This window comes from Adonisia turfae CCMR0081, assembly GCF_011009555.1.
GTDB lineage: Bacteria > Cyanobacteriota > Cyanobacteriia > Phormidesmidales > Phormidesmidaceae > Leptothoe > Leptothoe turfae.
This window is the reverse complement of record NZ_QXHD01000004.1, coordinates 1760281-1773417: the sequence shown is the minus strand read 5'-3', so window position 1 is coordinate 1773417 and position 13137 is coordinate 1760281. Positions and strand designations below refer to the sequence as shown.

10 protein-coding genes are annotated in these 13137 nt (G+C 46.4%); 2 read left to right on the top strand and 8 right to left on the bottom strand.

The window, feature by feature from the left end:
- Nucleotides 1–78: 78 nt before the first annotated feature.
- A complete protein-coding gene (locus DXZ20_RS11795; protein ID WP_163669314.1) occupies nt 79–2505 on the top strand; it encodes an EAL domain-containing protein in 2427 nt (808 codons plus the stop codon).
- Nucleotides 2506–2642: 137 nt separating this feature from the next.
- Here DXZ20_RS11795 and DXZ20_RS11790 read toward each other — a convergent pair whose 3' ends face one another.
- The 8 genes from DXZ20_RS11790 to DXZ20_RS11755 all read right to left on the bottom strand — a co-directional run bounded on the left by DXZ20_RS11790 (nt 2643) and on the right by DXZ20_RS11755 (nt 12153).
- Nucleotides 2643–3866: an ATP-grasp domain-containing protein gene (locus DXZ20_RS11790; protein ID WP_163698345.1), complete on the bottom strand. Its 1224-nt coding sequence runs from the start codon at nt 3864–3866 to the stop codon at nt 2643–2645.
- A 9-nt stretch (nt 3867–3875) separates the two neighbouring features.
- Nucleotides 3876–5414, bottom strand: a complete 1539-nt coding sequence (locus tag DXZ20_RS11785; RefSeq protein WP_163698343.1) for a glutamate-cysteine ligase family protein — start codon at nt 5412–5414, stop codon at nt 3876–3878.
- Nucleotides 5415–5855: 441 nt separating this feature from the next.
- Nucleotides 5856–6590: an ABC transporter ATP-binding protein gene (locus DXZ20_RS11780; RefSeq protein WP_163669322.1), complete on the bottom strand. Its 735-nt coding sequence runs from the start codon at nt 6588–6590 to the stop codon at nt 5856–5858.
- A gap of 13 nt (nt 6591–6603) precedes the next feature.
- The gene (locus tag DXZ20_RS11775; protein ID WP_163698341.1) at nt 6604–7833 is read right to left on the bottom strand and encodes an ABC transporter permease; all 1230 of its coding nucleotides are present in this window, start codon (nt 7831–7833) and stop codon (nt 6604–6606) included.
- A 40-nt stretch (nt 7834–7873) separates the two neighbouring features.
- Nucleotides 7874–9253 (bottom strand): efflux RND transporter periplasmic adaptor subunit, encoded by a 1380-nt coding sequence (locus DXZ20_RS11770; protein WP_163698339.1) that lies wholly within the window; start codon nt 9251–9253, stop codon nt 7874–7876.
- A gap of 139 nt (nt 9254–9392) precedes the next feature.
- Nucleotides 9393–9818, bottom strand: a complete 426-nt coding sequence (locus DXZ20_RS11765; RefSeq protein ID WP_163698337.1) for a hypothetical protein — start codon at nt 9816–9818, stop codon at nt 9393–9395.
- A 178-nt stretch (nt 9819–9996) separates the two neighbouring features.
- Entirely contained in the window at nt 9997–10725 is a 729-nt protein-coding gene (locus DXZ20_RS11760) for a VC0807 family protein (RefSeq protein ID WP_163669329.1), read from the bottom strand.
- Between the two features lie 15 nt (nt 10726–10740).
- Nucleotides 10741–12153 (bottom strand): flavin monoamine oxidase family protein, encoded by a 1413-nt coding sequence (locus tag DXZ20_RS11755; protein WP_163698335.1) that lies wholly within the window; start codon nt 12151–12153, stop codon nt 10741–10743.
- Nucleotides 12154–12341: 188 nt separating this feature from the next.
- On the opposite strand from DXZ20_RS11755, the gene DXZ20_RS11750 reads away from it, so the two are divergent.
- A complete protein-coding gene (locus DXZ20_RS11750; protein ID WP_163703473.1) occupies nt 12342–12989 on the top strand; it encodes a TetR/AcrR family transcriptional regulator in 648 nt (215 codons plus the stop codon).
- The last annotated feature ends 148 nt before the right edge of the window (nt 12990–13137 follow it).

The window sequence follows — 13137 nt, the reverse complement described above, 5'->3', positions numbered from 1 at the left end:
CTGAAAGGTTTCCTATCAAAGGTTATCCATCTTAAAGACTCAACTCTTATCGTCACGGATCTTAGGAAAATGATAACAATGAGTGATTTGTCATACCAAGTCTTACTAATCGACGACGATGAAGATGATTATATTGTTACCCGAGACTTATTACAAGACTCAGAACAAGCATCCTTTGAGTTGAACTGGGTAAATACTTTTCAAGCTGGCCTTGAGGCCCTACATGCTGATTTTTATGATGTTTATTTATTGGACTATCGTTTAGGGGCAAAAACTGGCTTAGAGCTATTGCAAGCCGCTGTAGAATCTGGTCTACGTAAGCCAGTGATCCTTTTGACAGGGTTAAGCAACTACGATATCGATCGTCAATGTATGGCGATGGGAGCCTCAGACTATTTAGTTAAAGGTAACCTGTTGACCGGCCCACTCCTGGAACGTTCAATCTTGCATGCGATAGAACGCACTCAAGCGGCAGCGGAAATATGCTTATTAACCCATGTGCTTCAGAGTATTCATGATGGTGTATATATGGCGACTGAAGAGGGAGCGTTACTGTTTTTAAATCAATCCCTCAGACAACTTTGCACCCACCCAGCTAAACCAACATTGGGACAACCACTAGACCCACTGCAATCTCCAATATTGCAACAATTGTTATCCCAGGGAAACCAAAACCGTCAAACACAAAAAAACTCTACATTCAAAACTGAGCTGTCCCTGGAATCTTCCATAGGGCTAGATCGAACCGTGTTACTGTCTGAGTCGTGGGTCAAAGCGCAACAACAAACCCTACGATTTGGCATGATTCATGATATTACCGAACGTAAGCAAGCTGAGCTAGAACGCGATCGTTTTTTCAACCTTGCGATTGATTTATTATTTATTGCAGACGCAGACGGTGTATTTAAGCGCATCAATCCTTCCTGGTTGGCTACATTGGGTTATGCCGCTGATGATTTGTTAGGCCAGTCTTTCTGGCAATTCATGCTTCCCGAAGATCAGCATAGTAAACAGGATTTACAGGATACCCTAGCCCAGGGACAAGACATCAATGGGCTGGAATTTCAAGTGCGATCAAAAGATGGAACTTATCATTGGATAGCCTGGAATCTAGTGCCATTCCCCCAAGAGAATTTATTGTACGGTAGTGGGCGCGATATTACTCAACGCAAGGCGTCTGCAGCCCGTTTAACTTACGAAACATTACACGACAGTTTAACTGGCTTGGATAACCGAGTCTGTTGTTTAAACCGCCTGGAACTTGCCATCGAGCACCAGAAACGGCAGCCCCATGAACATTTTGCGGTTCTGTTTGTGGATCTCGATAACTTTAAGTATATCAATGATAGCCTTGGGCATCTGGTGGGTGACCAGCTACTGATTCAGGTCTCCCAAAGGCTGAAGGCGGTAGTCAGAGGGATAGATGGCGTGGCGCGCTTGGGGGGTGATGAGTTTCTGATTCTGCTAGAGAAACTAGATCATCTGAATGATGCTTTAAAGACGGTATATCGCCTACAAAAGGAGTTACAAAAATCTTTTCAATTGGGGGCTCGGGAAATCTTTACCAGTGCTAGTATTGGTGTTGTTTTTTCCAATTTATCGTATCAATCGGTTGATGACATTATCCGCGATGCCGACATTGCTATGTATCGGGCTAAAAGCCAGGGAAAATCAAGCTACGCCATCTTTGATCAAACGATGTATCTTCAAACCCTGCGTTTAGTAGAAATCGAAACAGCGTTGCGAAAAGCCATAAAAACACAAGAGTTTTGCTTGTATTATCAACCCCTGGTCAATCTTAATCCTCCCCATCAACTGAAAGGATTTGAGGTTCTATTGCGCTGGCATCACCCAGACCAAGGTCTTATCCCAGCCTCTGAATTCATCCCCATTGCTGAAGAAACAGGACAAATTAATGTCATAGATGAATGGGTTTTACGAAATGCTTGCAAGCAGTTAAAAACCTGGCAAGCCAAGGGAAAGGTGACGATGGATGTATACTTAAGTGTTAATCTGTCTGGTCAACAGTTTCGGAATCCGTCTCTAATTTACACCCTTGATACTATCCTGACAGAGACTCAATTGGATCCACAATGTCTCAAATTAGAAATTACTGAAAGTAGTCTCATTCAAAATACCCAAGCGGCTACTGAAATTATGAAGTTGATTTGTAATCGAGGTATTGAACTGAGTCTTGATGACTTCGGCACTGGGTTTTCCTCTCTGCGATATTTGCAGCAATTTCCGATCTCAACAATTAAGATCGATCGTTCTTTTGTCGATGGGTTAAATAATAGCGATCGCAATTTTAGAATTACGAGTGCGATTGTAAACCTGGCTAAAGCATTAGGGTTTAACACCATTGCCGAAGGGGTTGAAGCCCATGAGCAGCTGACTGAATTACATGAACTGGGATGTGATGCAGGCCAGGGATATCTATTTTCTAAACCCTTGCCAGCGACAAAGGTAGAAAGTTATCTAGCACAAATTATTGCTTGTACATAAACACTCTCATCCCATGGGCACTAGTGACAATCAACCGAGCAGAGCGCACCAATGATTATGGGTGAAACGGTGTTCATATAAGGTATACGTCTACCTTTTCATGTGATTTCTTTAAAGATTTAAAAGCTAGCAAACGTCTAAGAGAACCTTGTAATAAGCCATCGCTGTGCTAACGCAGCAACGTTAGCAAGGTAGGACCCTGGATGCTGAAATAGCTCTGAGATAAACTGCCAGTGTAAGGATAAAAGATTTCCATGGGCTATTTGATGCTCATGAATAGCTTCTTTGACCGCAACCCAAGCTTCACTACATACATCTTGGCCCAACTGTTCCTGAGCTTCAATCAGTCCGGTTGGCGAACCTGGGTTAAGCTCAGTAATATAGGGTCTGTCCTGCCCAATTACATCAACGCCAACAATAACAATCCCTTGTCTTTTACCCCAGTCAACAACCTGATGCACGGCTGCCATAGTAGTTGGTGAGATATTTCTCAGCGGAACAGCAATGCCAATGCCGCCTTGAGCCATATTTGCTAGGGTTTCTTCATGGGAGGGGACACGATTTACAGCGGCAATGGGTTTACCATTGATATAGAAAATACGCATATCGCCATTCTTAACATCGGACAGAAATTTTTGGGCAACAATCATAGGACGTTTAGTTGCGTTTTTTTCCTGCGTATAGTCTCGTATTTGCTGCTGCCAATTTACATCTGTTAATTGAATGATTTTAACATCGTTGCCACCATAACTCTGGGTCGCCTTAAGCACCAGTTTTTGATCACCTTCATACTTCATGTGCTCTGCAAACCCAATCAGTTTATCTGCGTCGGCAGTGATCATACTGGGTGGGCAAAGATCTGGAAAATCTGTGACGATTGCAATTTTGTCTTCTGTGCTTAAAGTGGCTTCACCACCATTGAGGACACAAATCTTGGGATGTAGCCTGGTGGCAATTTGCTGGGTTGACCAGTCACTACGGTCATCCTGCCGCTGCAAAACCGCAACTGGTGCCGCAATAGAATTTTTACCTGCGCTGCTTCCAGGTGGGTAATTAAGTGTCATATTGACAACAGTGCCATTAGTAACAGGTGCTGAGACCCTTTTATTTTCGGTTGGATGTTGCTGTTGCGCAAAGCTAGTGACTTCTCGAACAGCGGCATATATATTACCAACATGGCTGTCGGAGTTAATCACGAAGTCTTTAGGGGTGGTGACAAAAACTCGATCGCCATGTTTAATGGCAGCTTCCATCAAACCCAATGAGGTATCGTGCCCTGGCTCTAAGGAATCAATAGGGTCAGTGATGAATAACACATTTTTCTGCATCATGGAATCAAAGATAAAGACTTTGTGGGTCATAGAAAACCATTACCGCCCGTCCCCGGCCCGATGATAGAGTACACGAGCAGGCGGTAGTTCGTAGTATTCCCCAAACTGGGCATAGCCCGTTAACAGATCTAACTTGTCGGCATAGTGCGGTTTACTAAGCTGTTGCGGATCGATATCGAGTCGTTGTAAGGACTTACGATGCTGTTCTGCTTCACTCACATAGGTTGTTGCCTGTAGTTTGTTCAAAACTTGTTGAATTTCTGGTGTATCTTCTTTAGCAGATAATTCATGACAGGCCAAATCAATAATTTCTTGCCAAACTGTGATGGCAGTTTCTCCTCTGTAGGGTAAAGTTGTTCCGTAGAGACTATTTTTTAATAAGTTCTGCTGCAAAATCTTATTGCGTTCATACGCATCTTGTTTACTATCTGTAACATCAAGCAAACCATAACGCTCTAAAATCTGACGGAATTGGCCACGGGCTTCGGCACTATGGGTCAAGCCATGAATAAGCGCCACATTCATGACAGCTTTGCCCATACCACCACCGTCGGGAATTCGGAACTCCGTGAGACACATCATGCCATCAGCAGCAAAGGTTGGTTTCACACGGTAACTGTTATAACAGGTGCGGGAATGATTGATATATTGCTCTAATGTTGGTGCAATAAACGTATCGTCAAGATGTATGCCGCCAGTTCGTATGAGATCGGCAAATGTAACTGGTTTAGCAATCTCATGAAGATTATTGTATTGGTCAATGCCATACCACATCGGTTGATTGATGATATGTGTGATGACATCATCGAGGGTCACTGCACCAGAAAGCTGCGGTGGCAAACCAAAACGGTTATCACTGCGAGTGAGGCTTGCATCCCATAAGAGTTCACGGACAGAATTTTGTGCATTCTCAAAATAGGAAAACGGACTAGCATGATTGGCCGCAGCAATGAGTGAGGTTACTGCACCAACAAGGGTTAGTGTTTCTTCGAGTACTATTTTGTTGTGAATCGCAAATGTGGTATGGATACCGCAGGTTGCCAAAAGATCATGGGCAGAGTACGGTTGTTTTGCACTGTCGATGCTACGCTGAAAGCATGGAATGACTAGTTGGGTGCGTTCATCAGAAATTAGCTCTTGATCAATATGGTTAATGTAGTCTGGATCAGACCAATTGGCGCTAGGGTGAACAGATAATGCTGATGGTCTAAGGCCATGACGCTCAGTTGTTTTTTGCAGTAATTGCTCGGCTTCTTGACCATGCTGATAGAGCGCAGTGATAGAATCGCGGGGGGCAGAGGCAAATTCTAATTGTTGAGCCAGGTCTAGTGTATAAACAGCATCGCTGGAATCCGTATTCGAAACCTTTAAATCATCTAATACACGCTGAACTTGAGCGACATTAGCCAGATGTCCTGCATAATCGCTTTGCTGTTGTAAAGCGTAGAACTCTACCTCAAAACCATAGGTTTGTGGACTAACCGTATTGCTAGATAAAGATTGTTCATAAAACTCATAAACATCGCCCAAACTAGATAACCATGGGCCGTTTTCTTCGAGATAAATTACACTTGTCATTTTTACACGTCTTCTGTATAGCCTCTACCTAGTTGGTTGGTGATAATATCTCGTATATTTACATGTTCGGAAAATCAAAGATTTCGGGTGCACAAAAATATCCAGAAAGGGCATTAAGCACTGTAAATGGAGGTTTCAATTCAGCTATATGTCTGACCCAAGTCTTTGCCTACAACCACATGTGTTGACTCGGATTTTGATTTGGACCATTGGGGGCAAAGCGAATGAAATGAATCCGCTATTGGGGGCTGGCAGACTTGAATTGAGCTCATTGCCCATACCCCCCAATAGTAACTGGCACCATGCCACAACACAATCAAGCATTGGTCTGGAAACTGAGATTGCAAAAATTCGAGGTAGGCCAGCGTACAGGTCATATTCCCCGCCACTTGAGCCTCAATGAAGATGCGTTTGCCCAGAGACTGTCTTTAAAAGTTCGACTTAGGTATTAGATGGCCCTGGGGCTAAATCACTGGGAATAGAGCGAGATGGTTGGTGGTGCGAGTCCTGTAAAACACTCCCATCCCGAAAGGTGATGGTACGTCGACAGCGCTGGGCGACTTCCGGATCATGGGTGACCATCACCAGGGTCATGCCCTGCTGGTTCAGCTCGGCAAAGATATCCATGATTTCCTGGCTCATCTGAGAGTCCAGAGCCCCCGTCGGTTCATCGGCCAGGAGCAATTTGGGTTGATTGACGATGGCCCGTGCGATCGCTACTCGTTGCTGTTGTCCGCCAGAGAGTTGATTAGGCCGATTGCCTAGCCTGTCCCCTAGACCCACCCGCTGCAATGCCGCAATGGCCCGTGACTCCCGTTCGCCAGCAGGCACCCCCGCATAGACCATGGGCAGAACAACATTTTCTACGGCTGTCAGCTGATGGAGCAAATGAAACTGTTGAAAAATAAAACCAATTTTACGATTACGAATGCCAGCCAATTGCTTAGCAGTTAGTTGTGAGATCTTCACACCATCCAGCCAATAGTCCCCCTGGGTAGGACGATCAAGACAACCAATCATATTCATCATCGTTGACTTTCCCGAGCCAGATGGCCCCATAATGGTGCAATAGTCTCCTGAATTTATGGTCAGATCAACAGCCTTCAAGGCATACACCTGGAGATCGCCTATGCCGTAGGTTTTAGATAGGTTTTGCAGTTGAATAAGATGGCTCATAGCATGTGTTGTTCTAACTCCGCAGGGCCACAATCGGATCAAGATTTGCCGCTCTCTGGGCAGGCGCAATGCCAAAAATCAAACCAATACTGCCCGACACGGTAAACGAAACTATCACAGCGTTCAGGCTGACCCCAGCCTCCAAGGGGCTAAACAATGTCAGACCCACCACTCCAAGAAGCCCCACACCAATACCAATCATGCCGCCCGTTGCCGCCAGGATAACAGCCTCAATGGTGAACTGGGCCAGAATATCTGTCCCAGTGGCCCCGATTGCCTTACGGAGACCAATTTCCCCCGTGCGTTCTGTCACCGAAACCAACATGATATTCATGATGCCAATGCCCCCGACTAACAAGGAGATACCGGCAGTAAACCCCAGCACTAGCACCAGAATATCTGTGATGCTGCTAGACCTCTCCAACAATTCCTGCTGGCTTTGTACTGCAAAGTCGTCGTCTCCTTGCAAAATGTTGTGGCGCAGACGCAACAAATTTCTAATTTGATAAACGGCTGCATTAGTTGTGTCTGGGCTTTCCAGAGAAATTGAAATCACCTGCACCGTTGGGCTAATCTTGCCGGTCTCTTGCCCTGTCAACTGGCTCACCATCACATTGATTGGGATGTAGACTAGCTCATCCTGGTTTTGGCCAAATGAAGAACCGCGCTCTTCCACAACGCCGCTAACCGTAAAGCTCAGGTTACTAATGCGAATTTTGCGACCGACCGGATCTTGATTTCCAAATAATGTGCGAGCGGTTTCACTACCGAGAACAGCGACCCGTAAATTAGTTTGGACATCAATGGGATTCAAGAACTGTCCTTGGGCGATCTGGATATCTCGCACAACCTGGTAGTCTGGTGTAGTTCCTGTCACATTGGCCTGGGTCTCGGCGGCCCCCTGGGTAATGCGTAACCGCGTATTTTTTTGAGGTGCGATCGCACTAACAGCCAATACTTCTTGAGTAATCGCCTCAGCATCCGCCAGCGTCAGGGTATCTGCCTGAGTTGTACCGGCAAGCGGCCCCCGCTGGGCATCACCAGGGGTAATAAACAACAGATTGGTGCCTAAGGATTCAAACTGTGCCGTGACAAACCCTTGGGCCGCTTCTCCGGCTGCCACCATGGCAATAACAGAGGCGTTGCCGATGATAATACCTAGCATGGTAAGACCACTTTGCAGTTTGTTGGCCGCCAGGGTCTTAAAGGCCATCTTGGCATTTTCAAGAACATTAAGTCCCATTGGTTTCAAAGGTGTGAGAGTGAATTGAATTTGTCACCAGCTAAGGTAAAGGAAAACCAGATTGACCAGGGCGTTGTTCCTCCGGTGGCAGTTCCAGAAAAATTCGCTCCCCTGCTTCTAGGCCTTCAACAATTTGAGTACTCCCTGCCTGGGTGATACCGACAGTAACCGGTTGAAACTCAGCATTGCCCTCACTATCTGGCATTTGCACGCCCAGCTGTCCGTCTTGGGTGGCGATCGCAACAGTTGGCACCATTAAAGCATCTGTTAAGGTCTCACCCATAAAAGTGGCATCCACCGTCATACCCGATCGCAGTTGGTCAGTGCCCGTCAATAGCTCAACAACCACCTGAAATGTGGTGACATTGTTTTCAATAATCGCCTCTGGAGCAATCCGTTGTACCCGACCTGTATAGACCTGGTTGGGAAATGCCTCTGCGACAATCTCCACTGATTGGCCCACCTGAATTTGGCCAATGTTGGCTTCTAAGATATCCACCTCAACTTCGAGACCTGAGGATAAGGCCAAAATGGAACTGGAGGTGGCGGATGCGGTGGCGGATGCGGTGGTGGTAGGTGTGACAATTGCGCCAATGGTGGCATAGGTTTGGGTTACATACCCAGCAAAGGGGGCCAGGATATTCGCGTCTGCCAATTCCGTTTCAATCACCTCAATTTGCGCTTGAGCCGCTGCTACATTGGCTGCTGCCGCTGCAATGTCTTCGGGACGCGAGCCGTTGGTGGTTTCCTTAAGCTGTTGTTGTACTTCATTAAAATTTGCCACAGCACTTTGGGCTTCATTCACATACTGATCTAAATCATTTTGGGAAATCGCCCCCTGACGGGCTAGATCCTCAAACCGCTCCAGACGAGTTGTCGTCAGATCAACCTGGGATTGGGCTGCCACCAAACGAGCTTCAGCCTGAAGGATATCTTCCTCTCGATTACCGGCTACAATTCTGGCATAATCAGCTTGAGCCTGATCAAGCTGTGCTTTTCGTTGCTGTAGCTCAGCGGCTAAACTCCCGATTTCCATGCGGGCAACCACCTGACCTGCCTCCACGCGATCACCCTGCTGGACATCGAGATTGGCCAGACGACCCGTTGTTTTTGGGCTGAGGTTCACGGTGTCCTTTGAAATGACCGTGCCATTACCCTCAATCCTCACTGCTAGAGGCCCATGGGTTACCGGTACCGTCAACGATTCCAGTGACCCTGCCTGATTATGGCCGCGAGGCATAGATGGCAAGCGTAATACTATGCCCACCCCCAGACGTAACAGTAAGCTGAGGAACAGTGCTCTCCTCAGCCAAAGAAACCAACGGCGAGGCCTTTTTTTCTCAGATGATATGGGGGATGTGGCATGGAGTGCTTCGGTTGCGATCGCTAGTGTACTAGTCGCGTCAGTGTGATCATCCATAGCAAGACTGAATATTTGATTCAGGTCGAACGCATCATTAGCAATGAGAAAAAGCCCCCCTTAGTCTCTTAAATCAGCTTAAGAGGAGCCCTGTGGTGAAGTGTGAGTTTAGTGATGTAGTATAAGCTAGGATGGTCTTTTAGAGCCGATTGAAGGCAGTTACTTCCATAATTCCTTCAAGCTGTTCAGGTGTCAGAACCTCTTGCAGTTCAGCAACCGTCTCTGCATGGGCCACAGCAAGCTGTTCCGACTGAGTATCTGTTAAATTTAAGGCTTCCTGTAGTTCCTGAGGGTCCTGAGACTCCTGCTGTTCCCGTGCAGATTGTAGTGTCTCAAGTTGCCCAGGGGTGAGGATTTCTTCGAGTTCAGAGTTTAAGTCTCGCATAATACCGCCCACTTGTCTCATCTGAGAGCGGCTTAAGTCAAGCTCTTGCGCTACTTCCCGAAAGGTACTGCGGTCAAGTTGGGCTGTAGCAGGCTGACCATTAAAATTCCCCAGACCCAGGGCTAGAGTGCCGATCAACACAGTGTTGACAATTCGTTTTCGAGTAATTTGAAATTGCATGGGGATGCTCCAATGAGTCACTAATTTGTTTCTTTGGCTGGAACATGCCCATCCTATGCAATTTGGCTTGCTGAACGCTTGTAGCAAACTTCATAAATCGCATAGGACATATATCACGTTTTCTTGTAGGAGGATTGACTTAACGCCAATAGCAGTTCTTAGTCCCTCATTTTAGATTTTATGGGTCTGTCGTGATCTTCTGAGCCTCGCGTAGTTGTAAGAGATCCCAGAAATCACTTTCACTGTGCTCTTTACCATTCTCCTTAGGAAGATAGTAAAACATCGCCCGGCGGATCACCACAATAGCAATCACAAATCCGATAAACTCGGGTATCGCCAGCGCGATGCGGGTCATAGCATTCACCTGTGCCACTTGTTGATTAAACATAGCTGTGCCAAAATCGGCTACCACAATCCGGAGATTGAGAGAGAAATTGGCAATACCTGTCCATAGATTAACCATCAAGATAATTATTGTGCCATTGACAAGTGACCGATAGACCCTTGACTCTGTAAGCAATGCTTTTAATGATTTTTCTTGCTCCGGCGACTCCGGACTAAAGCCTTGCATCAGAAAATAGTAGATGATCGGCTTGCGAATGATGATTGAAGCACCAAATACCACGGTCAGAAAGATAGACCCAACACTATCTTTAAAGGCAAACTGAATACCATCGACAAACCAAAATGCTAGCAGACCACGAATAATCGCAAACGTGCCAATATAGCTGGTAATAAAGTTAAATCGTTTAGTGATAAAAAATAAATCAATAAACACCCAGCCTACTGGAACAAGGGCAGCAACAACATAGGTCATTTCTGCTCCGAGTTGTTCATTCAGACTGCTTAGGACCAGGATAGGGATGACAGATCCCATAAAGATATCGAGTATTAGTTTTCGGTTCATGGTTTAGTTGTCCTCCTATTTCTTTTTTTTATTTTCGTTGGTATTCAAAGATAGAATCTCATTAGCTGCCCGGATACCACTTTCTAACGCGCCGTGGACGGTGGCTGCACGGGTTGTATGGGTTGCTTCGCCAGCAAAGAAAAGGACCTGATTGACTGGCTGGGCAAGTTGCGATCGCAACCCCACCCCATTTACAGGAACATAGGAATAGGCCATCCGGGCATAGGGATCTGCTTGCCAATCAACAAAAAGCGCATCCACTAATCGATCTGCCAACGGCATCTCAAACATCTGTTCTAAATTTTGTAAGCCTGCTTGAACCGCGCCTGCTTGTCCAAGCTGCCCCAGATTATTGGCTCCGGTTGCGCCTGTAAAGGCTGTTAAAACAGGTGCCTCATGGTGGCGTTTCCAGCCCGGTCTCCACCAAAGTTGAGTATCCAGTGTGGTCAGGCAAGACTCTAATTCCCTAGACCAGAAGGGCTGATCAAATTTCAGAATGAGTTTGGTAATCTGTCCGGCAGCGAGGCCGTGAATGGCATTGAGTTTGGCATCGGGCAACTCAGGTTCAAACTCCACTGCATTCTCTTGCAATAGAGCCAGGGGCAGTGTGATCACAATTTGTTGTGCGGTGTAAGTTTTGCCGGTTTCTGTATGAATCTCTATCCCCGATGAACGCCAGTGAATGCGTGTGACTGGTGTTTTATAGCGAATCTTGAGTCCGGCTGCAAATTGCTCAAATAGATGGGAGTATCCCTCGATTAGCCGAGAATAGCGATCGCCGTCGCCGGCATAGGTCAACTCCGCTAACCCATATATTCCCAGCTGATCGAGATTAGCTGCATAGCTACCGCTGAAAAAATGGTCCATGATGCGACGCACATCGGTTGACAGCTCGACTTGAGCGTCTAAGAGAAACTGCGCCAGACTGACATCGGGTTTGCCAGCATCAATCCATGAGGTGATCAATGTATCAATGGGCGAGTCATCCATCCAATCAAGCACTTCCATGCCAGGAATGGCTGACCAACGTCTAAACGGGAGCAGCTTTTGGTTGACGTACATGAACTGGTGTCGATATTCATCAAATACGGGCAATGTCCCTAGCCGGTAGCGACGCACCCAGTCCCAGGTCACAATGTTGTCACCATGGAGGTATTCCGCACCGCATTCAATGGGGTGCGAGGCAAAATCGTAATTTGTATGGACTCTGCCACCGATGCGATCGCGAGCTTCAAGCAGGAGTACAGACTGGTTAGCCTCCTGCAATGTCCGAGCGGCGGCTAACCCTGCCGCCCCTGCACCAATCACGATGGTGTCATAGTGGGTTTGATCTGGCAACGCTGGCGCAGCAATGGGTTGACGAGTTTTTTTTAGGAAGGGAATAGCCGCTAGCAGGGACACCAGAATGCGCCGAGTAATAGTTCGCATGGGAAATGGGCCTTCAAAGAAGCAGAAAACTGAACAATGTTCATGTTTCAAAAATACGAATAATATTCATGTTTTGTCAACCTAGCAAAAAAATAGTTGCCGTCGATCCTCGGTATGATTTCATCTTGAATAGATAGATGCCTGCTACCCAGTCGATCCGTCTTCGCAATCAGCAACAGCCAAAATCAATGTCCCTACCGGATTCCTCTAGTTCACCCAAACTTAATAAGATGCGACGACAGCCTAAACAGGCGCGTAGTCAGGAGCGAGTCCAGCACATTCTGGATGCTGCCGAGCAGCTATTTTTGGAGGTTGGGTATGAATCAACGACAACGCGTGCGATCGCAGCCCGTGCCAAGGTGTCAGTTGGCTCACTTTACCAATTCTTTCCCGACAAAAAAGCTATTCTTAAGGCCCTGGCCATTCGCTATATGCAGACGCAATATCAGCGATTTCTCGATCTGCATACCCCCGACACAGTCACCCTAACGTTACGCAGCTATGTTGATCGGATGATTGATGTGTTTGATCAGTTCTACACAGACTATCCGGGGTCACGCGCTATTTTTGAACAGCTTTTAGACACCATCACCTGGTCTGCCATTGAAAAAATCGATGACTTTGAATATCAGGTAATCAATGAACTCGCTCGCTTCTTCCATGCGCGTAAGCCAAGTTTATCAATAACAAAATGTGAGCGCATCGCTATGGTTATTACTAAAACAATTACTGAACTTTTATGGATTTCCCTCAGTGGAGATCAGGAATTCCGTCAAGAACTGGTGGCAGAAACTAAGCTGCTTACCCTCAGCTATCTTCAACAATACTTGGATTAGAAACACCCTGTTTAACAAATCGTGGCTGGGTTCCAGCAGATGAGCGGCATAAACAAGGAAGAGCTTGATAGTGATGATGGGTACGGTAGACTCACTACTCCCCTCACGTTGAAGCGGGATCAAATTCACGGGATCATTTTTTGAGTAA

Bases quoted from the DNA above. Each gene is read 5' to 3' on its own strand.
- DXZ20_RS11795 (WP_163669314.1), top strand. From the start codon at position 79: ATGAGTGATTTGTCATACCAAGTCTTACTAATCGACGACGATGAAGAT.
- DXZ20_RS11790 (WP_163698345.1), bottom strand. From the start codon at position 3,866: ATGACCCACAAAGTCTTTATCTTTGATTCCATGATGCAGAAAAATGTG.
- DXZ20_RS11785 (WP_163698343.1), bottom strand. From the start codon at position 5,414: ATGACAAGTGTAATTTATCTCGAAGAAAACGGCCCATGGTTATCTAGT.
- DXZ20_RS11780 (WP_163669322.1), bottom strand. From the start codon at position 6,590: ATGAGCCATCTTATTCAACTGCAAAACCTATCTAAAACCTACGGCATA.
- DXZ20_RS11775 (WP_163698341.1), bottom strand. From the start codon at position 7,833: ATGGGACTTAATGTTCTTGAAAATGCCAAGATGGCCTTTAAGACCCTG.
- DXZ20_RS11770 (WP_163698339.1), bottom strand. From the start codon at position 9,253: ATGGATGATCACACTGACGCGACTAGTACACTAGCGATCGCAACCGAA.
- DXZ20_RS11765 (WP_163698337.1), bottom strand. From the start codon at position 9,818: ATGCAATTTCAAATTACTCGAAAACGAATTGTCAACACTGTGTTGATC.
- DXZ20_RS11760 (WP_163669329.1), bottom strand. From the start codon at position 10,725: ATGAACCGAAAACTAATACTCGATATCTTTATGGGATCTGTCATCCCT.
- DXZ20_RS11755 (WP_163698335.1), bottom strand. From the start codon at position 12,153: ATGCGAACTATTACTCGGCGCATTCTGGTGTCCCTGCTAGCGGCTATT.
- DXZ20_RS11750 (WP_163703473.1), top strand. From the start codon at position 12,342: ATGTCCCTACCGGATTCCTCTAGTTCACCCAAACTTAATAAGATGCGA.